The organism is Mesocricetibacter intestinalis (assembly GCF_004363295.1).
Lineage (GTDB): Bacteria > Pseudomonadota > Gammaproteobacteria > Enterobacterales > Pasteurellaceae > Mesocricetibacter > Mesocricetibacter intestinalis.
The window spans coordinates 200,764-214,212 of sequence record NZ_SNYQ01000001.1; the positions used below are offsets into that span (position 1 = coordinate 200,764).

14 protein-coding genes and 1 other annotated feature are annotated in these 13,449 nt (G+C 46.2%); all 14 genes read left to right on the forward strand.

What is annotated here, in order from left to right; translation table 11 throughout:
- The first annotated feature begins 147 nt into the window (after positions 1-147).
- Positions 148-1,398 (forward strand): aromatic amino acid transporter, encoded by a 1,251-nt coding sequence (locus EDC45_RS00885; protein WP_133542532.1) that lies wholly within the window; start codon positions 148-150, stop codon positions 1,396-1,398.
- Positions 1,399-1,400: 2 nt separating this feature from the next.
- A complete protein-coding gene (locus EDC45_RS00890; RefSeq protein ID WP_133542534.1) occupies positions 1,401-2,174 on the forward strand; it encodes a class I SAM-dependent DNA methyltransferase in 774 nt (257 codons plus the stop codon).
- Positions 2,175-2,271: 97 nt separating this feature from the next.
- Positions 2,272-2,404: a sequence feature (His leader region), on the forward strand.
- A 31-nt stretch (positions 2,405-2,435) separates the two neighbouring features.
- Positions 2,436-3,335 (forward strand): ATP phosphoribosyltransferase, encoded by a 900-nt coding sequence (gene hisG / locus EDC45_RS00895; RefSeq protein ID WP_133542536.1) that lies wholly within the window; start codon positions 2,436-2,438, stop codon positions 3,333-3,335.
- Positions 3,336-3,462: 127 nt separating this feature from the next.
- Positions 3,463-4,752, forward strand: a complete 1,290-nt coding sequence (hisD, locus tag EDC45_RS00900) for a histidinol dehydrogenase (protein ID WP_133542539.1) — start codon at positions 3,463-3,465, stop codon at positions 4,750-4,752.
- Between the two features lie 30 nt (positions 4,753-4,782).
- Positions 4,783-5,772: a virulence RhuM family protein/type II toxin-antitoxin system death-on-curing family toxin gene (locus EDC45_RS00905; RefSeq protein WP_133542541.1), complete on the forward strand. Its 990-nt coding sequence runs from the start codon at positions 4,783-4,785 to the stop codon at positions 5,770-5,772.
- Positions 5,773-5,824: 52 nt separating this feature from the next.
- Entirely contained in the window at positions 5,825-6,889 is a 1,065-nt protein-coding gene (hisC, locus tag EDC45_RS00910; RefSeq protein WP_133542543.1) for a histidinol-phosphate transaminase, read from the forward strand.
- Positions 6,890-6,981: 92 nt separating this feature from the next.
- The gene (hisB, locus tag EDC45_RS00915; protein WP_133542545.1) at positions 6,982-8,067 is read left to right on the forward strand and encodes a bifunctional histidinol-phosphatase/imidazoleglycerol-phosphate dehydratase HisB; all 1,086 of its coding nucleotides are present in this window, start codon (positions 6,982-6,984) and stop codon (positions 8,065-8,067) included.
- A 242-nt stretch (positions 8,068-8,309) separates the two neighbouring features.
- Positions 8,310-8,960 carry a hypothetical protein gene (locus EDC45_RS00920; protein ID WP_133542547.1) on the forward strand — a complete coding sequence of 217 codons (651 nt, stop codon included), beginning with the start codon at positions 8,310-8,312 and terminating at the stop codon, positions 8,958-8,960.
- Entirely contained in the window at positions 8,957-9,550 is a 594-nt protein-coding gene (hisH, locus tag EDC45_RS00925) for an imidazole glycerol phosphate synthase subunit HisH (protein ID WP_133542549.1), read from the forward strand. The genes EDC45_RS00920 and hisH overlap by 4 nt, the downstream gene beginning before the upstream one ends.
- A gap of 194 nt (positions 9,551-9,744) precedes the next feature.
- On the forward strand, positions 9,745-10,122 hold the full coding sequence (locus EDC45_RS00930; protein WP_133542551.1) for an endonuclease domain-containing protein: 378 nt from the start codon (positions 9,745-9,747) through the stop codon (positions 10,120-10,122).
- Between the two features lie 62 nt (positions 10,123-10,184).
- Positions 10,185-10,934 (forward strand): 1-(5-phosphoribosyl)-5-[(5-phosphoribosylamino)methylideneamino]imidazole-4-carboxamide isomerase, encoded by a 750-nt coding sequence (hisA, locus tag EDC45_RS00935; protein ID WP_133542552.1) that lies wholly within the window; start codon positions 10,185-10,187, stop codon positions 10,932-10,934.
- Positions 10,916-11,689 carry an imidazole glycerol phosphate synthase subunit HisF gene (gene hisF, locus EDC45_RS00940; protein WP_133542554.1) on the forward strand — a complete coding sequence of 258 codons (774 nt, stop codon included), beginning with the start codon at positions 10,916-10,918 and terminating at the stop codon, positions 11,687-11,689. The genes hisA and hisF overlap by 19 nt, the downstream gene beginning before the upstream one ends.
- A gap of 54 nt (positions 11,690-11,743) precedes the next feature.
- Positions 11,744-12,385 (forward strand): bifunctional phosphoribosyl-AMP cyclohydrolase/phosphoribosyl-ATP diphosphatase HisIE, encoded by a 642-nt coding sequence (gene hisIE / locus EDC45_RS00945; RefSeq protein ID WP_133542557.1) that lies wholly within the window; start codon positions 11,744-11,746, stop codon positions 12,383-12,385.
- Between the two features lie 367 nt (positions 12,386-12,752).
- The gene (ung, locus tag EDC45_RS00950) at positions 12,753-13,439 is read left to right on the forward strand and encodes a uracil-DNA glycosylase (RefSeq protein WP_133542559.1); all 687 of its coding nucleotides are present in this window, start codon (positions 12,753-12,755) and stop codon (positions 13,437-13,439) included.
- The last annotated feature ends 10 nt before the right edge of the window (positions 13,440-13,449 follow it).

Sequence of the window (13,449 nt, forward strand, 5' to 3'; positions counted from 1 at the left end):
CCGCAATCCCGGTTTGTGTCTTATGAGTTATTTTGTTTATTTCCCTTTGGCTAAAGATTTTTATTGTCTATTTTAAATTTGTACTATTATAATAGTTCATCTTTGGTTAAAAGAATAATTGAAAGGATAATTGAAGGGAATAATAGTATGAAGACACAACCCTCTTTATTTGGCGGTGCAATGATTATCGCCGGAACCGCCGTGGGGGCGGGTATGTTAGCCAATCCTACCTCTACCGCAGGGGTATGGTTTTTCGGGTCGTTAATAGTTTTGCTTTACACCTGGTTCTGTATGACCACTTCCGGCCTGATGATTCTGGAAGCTAATTTGCATTATCCGAGCGGTGCGAGTTTTGATACGGTGGTTAAGGATTTGCTCGGACGCGGCTGGAATCTGGTAAACGGCTTATCCGTAGCTTTCGTATTATATATTCTGACCTATGCCTATATTACTTCCGGCGGCGGTATTACCGAAGGCATTCTCAATCAGCTGATGAGTTCGGACGGAAATGAAGTGCAAATTGGACGAACCGCCGGCTCGTTGATTTTCTGTATTGTACTGGCGACTTTCGTCTGGTTTTCGACGAAAGCGGTGGATCGTTTCACTACGGTGCTGATTGCCGGTATGGTGGTGGCGTTCTTCCTTTCTACCGGCGGTTTAATCGGCTCGGTAAAAGGTGAGGTCTTGTTAAACAGTATTGCTCCGGGGGAGCAGCGCTATTTGCCTTATGCCTTAGCGGCGCTGCCGGTATGCCTGGTTTCTTTCGGTTTTCATGGCAACGTACCTAGCTTGGTGAAATATTATCAGCGTGATGCCCGCCGGGTTGTGCAATCTATTCTGCTCGGTTCTCTAATTGCACTGCTGATTTATATTTTATGGCAGTTGGCGGTGCAGGGGAATTTACCGCGCAGCGAATTTGCCCCGGTTATTGCAAAGGACGGTGATATTTCGGCGTTATTGCAGGCATTGGGAAAATATATTCAAACCGGTTATATCGGTGAAGTGCTACGCTTTTTTGCCTATATGGCCATAGCCAGTTCTTTTCTTGGGGTTACCTTGGGCTTATTTGATTATATTGCGGATATGTTGAATTTCGACGATAGCCGGACAGGGCGCACCAAAGCCGCTTTAATCACTTTTTTACCCCCTTTGTTGTTAAGCCTGAAATTTCCTTTCGGCTTTCTGATTGCCATCGGCTATGCCGGTCTGGCGGCAACCCTGTGGGCGGCCATTGTTCCCGCGTTATTGGTAAGAGCTTCTCGCCGTAAATTCAAGGACAGTCCTTATCAGGTATTCGGCGGCAATTTTATGATCTTTTTTATTATTTTATTCGGCCTACTGAATATTCTGGCACAGCTTGGTATGCAGTTTGACCTATTACCGAAATTTACGGGATAACTATGGCGGATTCCAGCGTTTACGACAGTGAAGGTTTTTTCGAATTATATCGCCGGCTGCGCAGCAATCCCCTGAGTTTGAACGAAATGGTGGAAAAGCCGACCATGCTTTCTCTGTTGCCGGATTTACAACACAAGCGGGTATTGGATCTGGGCTGCGGATACGGCGAGCATATGGGGTTGTATCTGCAGCGCGGTGCGGCTTTTGTCGCCGGTATCGATCTTTCGCAGCAAATGCTGGATCAGGCGCGACTGGAATTAAAAAAACTCTGCCAAAATCAACCGCACTTTTGGGATAAGAACAGCTTTGCCCTCTACCATCTGGCGATGGAACAAACGGCGCAGTTGGCGGAGGAGCCCTTTGACGTTATTACCAGTTCCTTTGCCTTTCATTATGTAGCGGACTTTTCCGCCTTGCTGAGCGCATTATCCGCCAAGCTGCGACCCGGCGGAGTTTTGCTGTTTTCCCAGGAACATCCCATAGTAACCGCTTATCTTGAGGGGGCTCGCTGGGAAAAAAACGCCGAGAAAGTACAAACCGCCTATCGGCTGAATTATTATCGCGATGAAGGGGAACGGCAGCGAAATTGGTTCGGCCGGGATTTCACCACCTATCACCGCACCATGGCGACCATTGTCAACGCCCTGGTCGATGGCGGCTTCCGTATCGAAAAAATGGCGGAGCCTATGTTGGCGGAATCCCCGCAGTTACAGGCGGAATTTAAGGATTTGCGTCATCGCCCCTTGCTTTTATTTATTCGCGCCAGAAAAATCTGAAAGATTATAAAAAAATGCTTGCCAAAGGTTTTTTTTTGCAGTAGTTTTAATTCTATTCAGCATATAAGGAAAAAATAATGAAATTTAACCGCACTTCTCATCACCATCATTATCCCGATTAATCTTGCGGAGATTTGGTGGTGTCCGGAAGATAGAACAACCTTCCGGAAACGTGCAGTTAAACAAACAACATAAACCTTTCGGAAGGCAACTTTCGAAAGGTTTTTTTATAGGTTTAAAATCAGCAAGAAGGAAAAAATTATGTCAGACAACAATCGGTTAAGAATCGCTATGCAGAAATCCGGGCGTTTAAGCAAGGAATCGCAAGAATTACTGGCGCAATGCGGAGTGAAAATTAATTTACAGGAGCAGCGTTTACTCGCCTATGCGGAAAATATGCCCATTGATATTCTGCGCGTACGCGACGACGACATTCCCGGTCTGATCTTTGACGGCGTGGTGGATCTGGGCATTATCGGCGAGAACGTATTGGAAGAGGAAGAGCTCAGCCGTACCGCCGCCGGTGAACAGGTAAACTACCAGATGTTGCGCCGTCTGGATTTCGGTGGCTGCCGACTTTCTTTGGCATTGCCGCGGGATTTGGCTTATCAGGGAGTGCAGGATTTGCAGAATTGCCGTATCGCCACTTCCTATCCGCAGTTGCTGAAACGCTATATGAGCCAACAGGGCGTCCGTTTTAAAAGCTGTTTACTCAATGGCTCGGTAGAGGTCGCTCCGCGCGCCGGGTTGGCGGATGCTATCTGCGATTTGGTTTCTTCCGGCGCTACGTTGGAAGCCAACGGTTTGCGCGAGGTGGAAGTGATTTATCGTTCCAAAGCCTGCCTGATTCAGCGTGCCGCCCCGTTAAGTGCGGAAAAACAGGCGCTAGTGGACAGATTGCTCACCCGTATTCAAGGGGTTTCCCAAGCACGCGAATCTAAATACATTATGTTACATGCTCCTAAAGATAAGGTGGAACAGGTGGTTGCCTTGTTGCCGGGCGTGGAAAATCCTACTATTTTGCAATTAACCCATGATACCAGTCATGTGGCGTTGCACATGGTTAGCCAGGAAAATCTGTTCTGGGAAACCATGGAACAGCTGAAAGCCGCCGGCGCCAGCTCAATTCTGGTACTACCTATTGAGAAAATGTTGGAATAAGCGATTAACCCTGCGGCAAGAAAATGCCGAACCGCCCGAGTAGAAAGGAAGAGGGCGGAATAAGGGGAGAACGGAAACGAATAGAGCGGAAACCAATAGAATTATAAATAAAGTGGGGGAATATATTATGCAAACCTTGATTTGGAATAACCTAACCGAAACGGAAAAACAACAAGCCTTAACCCGTCCGGCCGTTTCCGCCTCGGACGATATAAAAATTGCGGTGGAAAATATCGTGCGTGCGGTACTTAACGACGGCGATAGCGCCCTGTTTGAACTGACCGAGAAGTTCGACAAAATAAAGCTGCAAAGCCTTGTGGTTTCACAACAACAAATCGATGCCGCCGTGCAGCGGGTGCCACAGCAACTGAAAGATGCGATTCAAAACGCCAGGGATAATATTGAAAAATTTCACCGCGCCCAGCGTCCGCAAAGCGTGGATATTGAAACTCAGCCCGGCGTGCGCTGCCAAGTGCTGACCCGTCCTATTGAGCGCGTCGGTCTGTATATACCGGGCGGCTCCGCACCGCTATTTTCAACGGTGCTGATGTTGGCGGTACCGGCCAATATCGCCGGTTGTAAAAAAATCGTACTCTGTACGCCGCCGCCGATTGCCGATGAGATTTTGTATAGTGCGAGCCTGTGCGGGGTGAACAGCATTTATGCGGTGGGCGGCGCCCAAGCGATTGCCGCCATGGCGTTCGGTACCCAGACGGTAACTAAGGTGGATAAAATCTTCGGTCCGGGTAACGCCTTTGTAACGGAAGCTAAACGTCAGGTCAGTCAGGCCATTAATGGCGCGGCCATCGATATGCCGGCGGGGCCTTCGGAAGTTCTGGTTATCGCCGATCGCTTCGCCGATCCCGCCTTTGTCGCCAGTGATTTACTTTCTCAGGCGGAACACGGCGCCGATTCGCAGGTGATTTTAGTCAGCGATAGCGAAGAACTGGCGCTACGGGTTAATCGCGAAGTGGAAGCTCAGTTGGCCAGCTTACCGCGTGCGCAAACTGCGGCGAAAGCGCTATCCCACAGCCGGATTATTATTGCCGGGGATCTGGCTCAATGCGTAGCCATCAGCAATCAATATGCACCGGAGCATCTTATCGTTCAGACCCAAAATGCGCGTGAACTGCTGGATCGACTGGATAATGCCGGTTCGATTTTTCTCGGCGCTTATTCTCCCGAATCCATGGGGGATTATGCTTCGGGTACCAACCACGTGTTGCCGACCTACGGTTATACCAAAACCCATTCCAGCTTGGGCTTGGCGGATTTCAGCAAGCGCATGACGGTGCAGGAACTGAGCCCGCGCGGTTTTAAAGATTTAGCCGATACGGTAATACAAATGGCGGCGGCGGAACAACTGGATGCACACAAACAAGCGGTGGAAATTCGATTGGCGAAATTGAAGCCTTAACAAGGAAGTAAAATTTAACAGGAAGATTCAATGCAAAACCCTATTGAAATTTATCAGACCGAAGACGGACAAACCCAAGTTGAAGTGCGCTTTGATAACGATACGGTTTGGCTTTCTCAGGTGCAGATGGCAAATGTATTTGGCACTACTTCGGACAATATAAGTTTGCACTTAAAAAATATTTTTACGGAAGGAGAGCTTGATGAATATTCAACTACCGAGAATTTCTCGGTAGTTCGACAAGAAGGAAAACGTAATGTTACCCGATACCTAAAACACTATAATTTAGATGCGATTATCTCTGTAGGATATAGAGTTAAATCCGCATCTGCTACTCAATTTCGTATTTGGGCGACTGCCCGTTTAAAGGATTATCTTGTTAAAGGCTATGCCTTAAATCAAAAACGGTTACAACAAAATGCGTTGGAATTAGAACAGGCATTGGCGCTTATTCAAAAAACGGCAAGCTCTTCAGCATTAACCATAGAAAGCGGACGAGGATTGGTGGATATTGTCAGCCGTTATGCTCAAACCTTTGTATGGCTGCAACAATATGATGAAGGCTTGTTAATCGAACCCAAAACCCAACAGGGGGGAATATTGCCAAGCGTTGCTGAAGCCCGTGCCGCTTTAGCGAACTTTAAGCAACAACTTATCGCACGCGGAGAAGCTTCGGATTTATTCGGACGGGAAAGGGAGGACGGACTTGCCGCAATTTTAGGAAATTTGGAGCAAACGGTTTTTGGCGAGCCGGCTTATCCGAGTATTGAAGCCAAGGCCGCTCATTTGCTGTATTTTATCGTAAAAAATCATCCCTTTTCAGATGGGAACAAACGAAGCGGCGCATTTTTATTTGTGGATTTTTTACATCGCAATCAGCGGCTGTTCAATGTTGAAAATCAGCCGGTGATTAATGATACCGGTTTAGCGGCGCTGACATTATTAGTCGCAGAATCCGATCCGAAACAAAAAGACACCTTGATTCGGCTAATTATGCATATGCTGAAAAAAGTCGATTAAAAGGATAGTTCAACAAAGATAATTATTCAAAGTAGCACAAACAGGAAAAGCCATGACAATTGCATCACTCTCAAGAAAAAACATTCAAACTCTTACCCCATACCAATCCGCCCGTAAATTGGGCGGTAAGGGTACCATTTGGTTAAATGCGAACGAATATCCCCGCTCGCCTCAGTTCCGGCTTTCAGGTAAAGATTTAAACCGCTATCCCGAACCCCAACCTCAGGCAGTGGTGCGGGGCTATGCGAATTACGCCGGAGTTGCCCCTGAAAATGTGCTGGTAACCCGCGGCGGCGATGAGGGAATCGAATTGCTGATTCGCGCCTTTTGCGAGCCGGGTCGGGACGCCATCTTGTTCTGCCCGCCCACTTACGGTATGTACGCCGTAAGTGCGGAAACTGCGGATGTGGCATGCAAGACCGTACCGTTAACGGCGGATTTCCAGCTCAATCTGGCTGAAATCAAAAAGCGGTTAGCGGAGGTAAAGGTGGTTTTCCTGTGCAGTCCGAACAACCCCACGGGGAATTTGCTCAAGCGCTCGGATTTACTTGAGCTTTTGCAGATTACTCAAGGCAAAGCCATTGTGGTGGTAGATGAAGCCTATATCGAATTCTGCCCTGAAGCCAGCTTGGTAAACGAACTGAAAAATTACCCGCACTTAGCCATTATCCGTACCCTTTCCAAAGCTTTCGCCCTGGCGGGTCTGCGTTGCGGTTTTGTATTGGCGAATCCGCCGCTAATCCAAACTTTGAGCAAAGTGATTGCGCCTTATCCGATCCCGGTGCCAAGTGCCGATATCGCCGAACAGGCTCTGCAAGCCGATAATATCGCCCTGGTTCAGACCCGCACCAGTGAGATTTTAGCCAACCGCCAATGGTTGGCACAGGCGCTGGCCGATTTAGCCCAAGTGGAAAAAGTTTACCCGAGCGAAGCCAATTATTTGCTGATTAAATGCCTGGACGGCGAGGCTCTATTCAACGCCTTGTGGGCGCAAGGGATTATCCTGCGCGATCAACATAAGGCATTAAATTTACAGAATTGCATTCGGATTACGGTGGGAACCCAAGAAGAAAATCAGAAAGTTGTTGAGGCTATCCTCGCCTTATCCCGCGACTAAAAATTACCCGTGCCGCATATTTCCTCATCGGGATTTGTCGCACAAACCAGAATAGATACCGGGGTAACCCCCGGCGAATACAGGAGAACAATATGCAACCAACCCTTTTTATCGATCGCGACGGTACCCTGATTGACGAGCCGAAAACCGATTTCCAAATTGACAGCTTAGAAAAACTCAAATTCGAAGCCAATGTGATTCCCGCGCTGCTTAAACTCAAAGACAGTTATCGCTTTGTTATGGTATCCAATCAGGACGGACTCGGTACTCCAAGCTTTCCCAAGGAAGATTTTGACAAACCGCATAACGCCATGATGGAACTGTTCAAATCCCAGGGAATTGAATTTGATCAGGTGCTGATTTGCCCGCATAAACCGGAAGATAACTGCAATTGCCGTAAACCTCAAACCAAATTGCTGAAAAAATATATTGAGAAAAAATTATTCGATCCCGAGCGCTCTTTCGTAATCGGCGATCGGGCTACGGATGTGCAGCTGGCAGAAAATCTCGGGATTCGAGCATTACAATATGATCGGGAAAAGCTGAACTGGGAGCTGATTGCGGAAAAACTATTGGCAAAACCCACCGCACTTTGCCGGCACGAGCCACGCTATGCGGAGGTGAAACGCAAAACCAAAGAAACCGATATCAAGGTTCAGGTATGGCTGGACGAAAGCGGGGTAAACCAAATTAATACCGGCATCGGCTTTTTCGATCATATGCTGGATCAAATCGCCACCCACGGCGGCTTCAGAATGAATGTAAAATGTAAAGGCGATCTGCATATCGACGAGCATCACAGCGTCGAAGATACCGCCCTCGCCCTAGGTACCGCACTAAAACAGGCGCTCGGCGATAAACGCGGCATCGCCCGTTTCGGCTTCGTATTGCCGATGGACGAATGCAAAGCGGAATGTACGCTGGATTTATCCGGACGCCCCTATTTTAAATTTAAAGCTAAATTTAAACGGGATAAAGTGGGCGACTTCAGCACCGAAATGACCGAACATTTTTTTCAGTCGCTAACCTACACCCTAATGTGCACCCTACATCTTGCGGTTAAAGGGGATAATGATCATCATAAAATCGAAAGCCTGTTTAAAGTGTTCGGCAGAACCCTACGCCAAGCGATTCGAATTGAGGGGAATGAGTTGCCGAGTAGTAAGGGGGTGTTGTAATGCCTTTTTCCTTCGCTCGTTTATAGGTGAGAGGGAAGAAAATCCATGGGATTTTCGGAAGTAGGAGGGGATTTGCAAAATTTTGATAAAATTAGACTATTTTCCCCCCTCTCTCTGCCAGCTCGCTGAACGCTTCGCTTGGCGGTCTCTCTCCCGTAAACGGGAGAGAGAAAAAGTGCGGTTGGATTTTGTGGAGTTTTTTGGATAACTGCTGGCGTATTTAATATAAGTGAGATTTATTTATGAAAGATGGATATTTGGAGTTTTTTGAAAAATTTAACATAGAGAATGAAAAATTTTTGGAATTTGCTTCTTTATCTATTATTTTAATACCAGAGGATAAGGCACGTGAAAGCTGGAAAAGTTTAAAAGAAAAAATAAATAAAGAAAATGAAGATGTATATGTAAGATCTTATGGTCGAAATGGTTCTGGAAATGATTTATATAATAAACTTTATAAAGAACTATTTAGTTGTAATGTAATAATAGATAAAAGTAATAACATTTATCCTACAAGATTATTAGAAAATTTAACGGGATATACTAAAAAAGGAAAGAGTGTTAATTTGAGGAATTATCAAGTTTCTCACATATTTGGGAATACTAAAAATCCATATTTATTTTGTTCCCCTTGGAATGTAGTGTTTATACCAAAGATCTTAGACCCATTTACTGGGCATGAGAGTAAGGGAGAGTTAACATATGAACTTACAAAGTTATATAAAAATAGAATGTGGGATACGTATGGAGAGTTAATTGAAGATTACAATAATTTAATGTCGGAATTAGAAGAAAGGATTGATGAATTTATTGAACAAGATAATAAAAAAAATAAAAACTTCCACAATTCTATTCGTAGTGAGTTTTCTAAAATTATAAGAGATAAAAAATGACAGCGCTAACCATCATTGACACAGGCTGTGCAAACCTGTCATCTGTAAAATTTGCATTCGATCGCCTAGGGATCCAAGCGGAGATTAGCTGTGATTTAGATAAAATCAAATCGGCGGATAAGTTGCTGTTGCCCGGTGTGGGAACGGCTCGGGCTGCGATGAAGATTTTGCAAGATCGCAATTTAATTGAAACAATCAGAAATGCGACGCAACCAATGCTCGGTATTTGCTTGGGTATGCAGTTAATGACCGAATTTTCTACCGAGGGTAATGTGGAAACCCTGAATTTAATCGGCGGTAGAACCGAGCTAATTCCCGATCAGGGGTTGCCGCTACCCCATATGGGCTGGAATAAGGTGAGTTATCGACCGGATCACCCGTTATTTGCAGGGATCGAGCAAGATAGCCATTTCTATTTTGTGCATAGTTATGCGGTATTACCGAATGAAAGTACCATTGCCACCGCTGATTACGGCGTACCTTTTTCAGCAGCAATTGCCGGTAAAAATTTCTACGGCGTACAGTTTCACCCTGAAAGATCGGGGAAAAATGGGGCGAAGTTGTTGCGGAATTTTGTGGAGAATATCTAACCCTTCCCCTCGCCCGCTTGCGGGAGAGGGTGGAGAAAAATGTTTCACATTTTTCGGAGGGAGAGGGGTAATTTGTAAATTTTGCTGAAATAAGGCTGCTTTCCCCTCTCTCTGCCTACGGATTCTGAAGGAATCCTTAGGTGGTCTCTCTCCCGTAAACAGGCGAGAGGAAAAGTTTGGTAAAAGGAGACAGAATGCGAGAAAAGGAAACCAAGCGATTATGTCAAAATGCCAAAAATTTACGTTCTAATATGACGGAAGCCGAGTGGGCGTTATGGTATCACTTGCGAGCAAAACGTTTTTGCGGAATTAAATTTTATCGACAAAAAATCGTTGGTAACTATATTGTGGATTTTCTCTCTTTTAAGCCAAAACTGATTATTGAATTAGATGGTTCTCAACATGCTGAACAGGCGGAATATGATCATATTCGTACGGCATATTTGGAAGCACAAAATTTTACCGTTATTCGTTTTTGGAATGACGAGGTGTTAAGGAATATAAATATGGTGCTAGATGTTATTTTTGATGTTATTCACCAGAATTTACCCTCTCCTTCCGAAAATCCTTAGCGTATTTTCTCCTCCCTCTCCCGCAAGCGGGCGAGGGGAAATCATAAACAGGAACAAACACAATGAAACAATCTATAATTATCCCTGCCCTCGATTTAATTGACGGCAAAGTGGTGCGCTTACATCAAGGGGATTATGCTAAGCAAACCACCTATTCCGATAATCCCATTGAGCAATTCGCCGGCTATCTTTCGCAAGGGGCGCAGCAGTTACATTTGGTGGACTTAACCGGGGCGAAAGATCCGAGCAAACGTCAAACCGACTTAATCGGCAAAATTATTGAGGCGACAAATTGCCGAATTCAAGTAGGCGGTGGTATTCGTAGCGAGCAAGATGTTGCACAGTTATTGGCTGTGGGCGCCAATCGCGTGGTGATTGGTTCAACGGCGGTGAAAGAGCCTGCAATGGTGAAAGGTTGGTTTAAGAAATACGGCGCAGAAAAATTTGTGCTGGCGCTGGATGTTAATATTGATGCCAACGGGCAAAAAATTATTGCGATTAGCGGCTGGCAAGAAGCGAGCGGCGTATCATTGGAAGAATTAATCGAAGATTATCAATCCGTCGGCTTGCAGCATGTGTTATGCACCGATATTTCCCGCGACGGTACTCTGGCCGGCTCGAATGTGGATTTATATACTGAAATTTGCGCGAAATACCCGGAGATAAACTTCCAATCTTCCGGCGGTATAGGTTCGCTGGCGGATATTTCCGCTTTAAAAGGCACGGGCGTAGCGGGCGTAATTGTGGGGCGCGCATTATTGGAAGGTAAATTTACAGTGGCGGAGGCGATGGAATGTTGGCAAAACGGATAATTCCCTGTTTAGACGTTAAAGACGGGCAGGTGGTAAAGGGCGTTCAGTTTCGCAATCATGAAATTATCGGCGATATTGTGCCGCTGGCACAACGCTATGCGCAAGAAGGCGCGGACGAATTGGTATTCTATGATATCACCGCCTCTTCCGACGGCCGTACCGTAGATAAAAGCTGGGTGGAACGGGTGGCGAAGGTGATTGATATTCCTTTCTGCGTAGCCGGCGGGATCAAAACTATTGCCGATGCGGAGCAAATATTCGCTTTCGGTGCGGATAAAATTTCAATTAATTCGCCGGCATTGGCGGATCCCGAACTGATTACTAAACTGGCGGATCGCTTTGGCGTGCAGGCGGTAGTGGTAGGTATTGATAGTTGGTTTGAAGGGGAAAGCGGTAAATACTGGGTGAATCAATATACCGGCGATGAGAATCGTACCCGTCAAACCAATTGGCAGTTGCTTGACTGGGTAGCGGAAGTACAGCAGCGCGGCGCCGGTGAAATCGTACTGAATATGATGAATCAGGACGGTGTACGCAAGGGTTATGATTTAGTTCAGCTGAAAAAAGTGCGAGAAGTCTGCCATGTTCCATTAATTGCTTCCGGTGGGGCGGGTGAAATGGTTCATTTCCGCGATGCCTTTGTAGAAGCCAATGTGGACGGTGCATTAGCGGCAAGTGTGTTTCATAAGCAGATTATCAATATTGGTGAGCTAAAAAATTATTTAGTTAAAGAAAAGGTCGCGATTCGTATATAACCGATAGCGAATTCGTGGCAATCGGTTAGCCGTGCTAGATAAAAAGGAAATCAAATGCTGAATAAAATCAACTGGCAAAAAGTCAATAATCTACTCCCCGTTATTGTTCAACATGTCCAAACCTGCGAGGTGTTAATGTTGGGCTATATGAACTCGGAAGCCTTAGAAAAAACGCTGGCGGAAAAACGGGTTACCTTTTATTCCCGCACCAAGCAACGGCTTTGGACCAAAGGCGAAACCTCCGGGCATTTTCTGAATGTGGTGGATATGAGTTTGGATTGCGATCAGGATACCCTATTGATTTTAGCCGATCCTATCGGCCCCACTTGCCATACGGGCGAAGAGAGTTGTTTTCATCAGTTTGAAACACAGTCGGAAGGTGATTGGAGCTGGTTTGCTAAACTGGAGCGGGAGTTAGCGGCACGAAAAACGGCGGATCCGGCCACCTCCTATACGGCAACCCTTTATGCCAAGGGAACTAAAAAGATTGCGCAAAAAGTGGGAGAAGAAGCCGTGGAAATCGCTTTGGCGGCGGTGGCTAAAGATCGTGCGGAAATGATTTCCGAGGCTGCGGATTTGGTCTATCATCTCAGCGTGTTACTGCAAGATGCCGAATGCGGTTGGCAAGATGTGATTGAGAAATTAAAACAACGTCATCAGGGGATCGGGTTACATCCGGAAGGTTCTAATAAATAAGCCAAGGTTTAAAAGAACATTTTTCTATTCAAGGCATTCACAGAGCAATAAGAGAGGCTGGATATTATTGCTGATTTTATAGCCTCGGAAATCAGGCGACCGCTTTTCTAGAGCGGTCGTTTTTCGTTAATTTAATCGGTTTTTATCGGGGGAAAAGCAGGAAAGCGGGGCGGTGGCTATCCCCTGTTTCCCATTTTTTATTCCGCCGCCACAGCGGACATGATTTATATAAACTCCGAAAAAATATGCCGCTTCGGCTTTAAGCATAAACTTGTAAGGCGATGCTCAAGGGATTATAGATTTCCATTTCCGCCCGGCTTCTTTATAATCTATAGGGTGGTGAAGGTTAAATACAAGGAATGACGAAATGAAAACCTGGAAAGATATCATCGGGCCGGAAAAGGATAAAGACTATTTTCGCAATGCCCTGGCGCAGGTGCATCAGGCAAGGGCGCAGGGAAAAATTATTTATCCCCCTCAGAACGAAATTTTCAGTGCGTTTAAATTAACCGAATTCGAACAGGTAAAAGCGGTTATCTTGGGGCAGGATCCTTATCATGGCCCGAATCAGGCTCACGGACTGGCGTTTTCGGTAAAACCCGGGGTTGCGCCTCCGCCTTCGTTAATGAATATGTATAAGGAATTGGTCAATGATATCGAGGGCTTTCAGATTCCAAACCACGGTTATTTAATTCCCTGGGCGCAACAGGGGGTGCTACTGCTCAATACGGTATTGACGGTGGAACAGGGGCGGGCGCATTCCCATGCCAATTTGGGTTGGGAAACCTTTACCGATACCGTAATTGCGGAATTGAATCGTCAGCGGCGGAATATCGTATTTTTATTATGGGGCAGCCATGCGCAACGCAAAGGACAATTTATCGACCGCAGCCGCCATTGTGTGCTGACCGCACCACACCCTTCTCCGCTTTCCGCCCATCGCGGCTTTTTCGGTTGCAGACATTTTTCTCAGGCCAACGCTTATCTGCGCGCACAGGGAATTGCGGAGATCGACTGGCGATTACCCGCACTTGCAGATGCTTTTAAGCTATAATGAGCGGGTT

What these genes read in the sequence shown, in the direction of transcription:
- EDC45_RS00885 (WP_133542532.1), top strand. Translation starts at nt 148, where the DNA reads ATGAAGACACAACCCTCTTTATTTGGCGGTGCAATGATTATCGCCGGA.
- EDC45_RS00890 (WP_133542534.1), top strand. Translation starts at nt 1,401, where the DNA reads ATGGCGGATTCCAGCGTTTACGACAGTGAAGGTTTTTTCGAATTATAT.
- hisG (WP_133542536.1), top strand. Translation starts at nt 2,436, where the DNA reads ATGTCAGACAACAATCGGTTAAGAATCGCTATGCAGAAATCCGGGCGT.
- hisD (WP_133542539.1), top strand. Translation starts at nt 3,463, where the DNA reads ATGCAAACCTTGATTTGGAATAACCTAACCGAAACGGAAAAACAACAA.
- EDC45_RS00905 (WP_133542541.1), top strand. Translation starts at nt 4,783, where the DNA reads ATGCAAAACCCTATTGAAATTTATCAGACCGAAGACGGACAAACCCAA.
- hisC (WP_133542543.1), top strand. Translation starts at nt 5,825, where the DNA reads ATGACAATTGCATCACTCTCAAGAAAAAACATTCAAACTCTTACCCCA.
- hisB (WP_133542545.1), top strand. Translation starts at nt 6,982, where the DNA reads ATGCAACCAACCCTTTTTATCGATCGCGACGGTACCCTGATTGACGAG.
- EDC45_RS00920 (WP_133542547.1), top strand. Translation starts at nt 8,310, where the DNA reads ATGAAAGATGGATATTTGGAGTTTTTTGAAAAATTTAACATAGAGAAT.
- hisH (WP_133542549.1), top strand. Translation starts at nt 8,957, where the DNA reads ATGACAGCGCTAACCATCATTGACACAGGCTGTGCAAACCTGTCATCT.
- EDC45_RS00930 (WP_133542551.1), top strand. Translation starts at nt 9,745, where the DNA reads ATGCGAGAAAAGGAAACCAAGCGATTATGTCAAAATGCCAAAAATTTA.
- hisA (WP_133542552.1), top strand. Translation starts at nt 10,185, where the DNA reads ATGAAACAATCTATAATTATCCCTGCCCTCGATTTAATTGACGGCAAA.
- hisF (WP_133542554.1), top strand. Translation starts at nt 10,916, where the DNA reads ATGTTGGCAAAACGGATAATTCCCTGTTTAGACGTTAAAGACGGGCAG.
- hisIE (WP_133542557.1), top strand. Translation starts at nt 11,744, where the DNA reads ATGCTGAATAAAATCAACTGGCAAAAAGTCAATAATCTACTCCCCGTT.
- ung (WP_133542559.1), top strand. Translation starts at nt 12,753, where the DNA reads ATGAAAACCTGGAAAGATATCATCGGGCCGGAAAAGGATAAAGACTAT.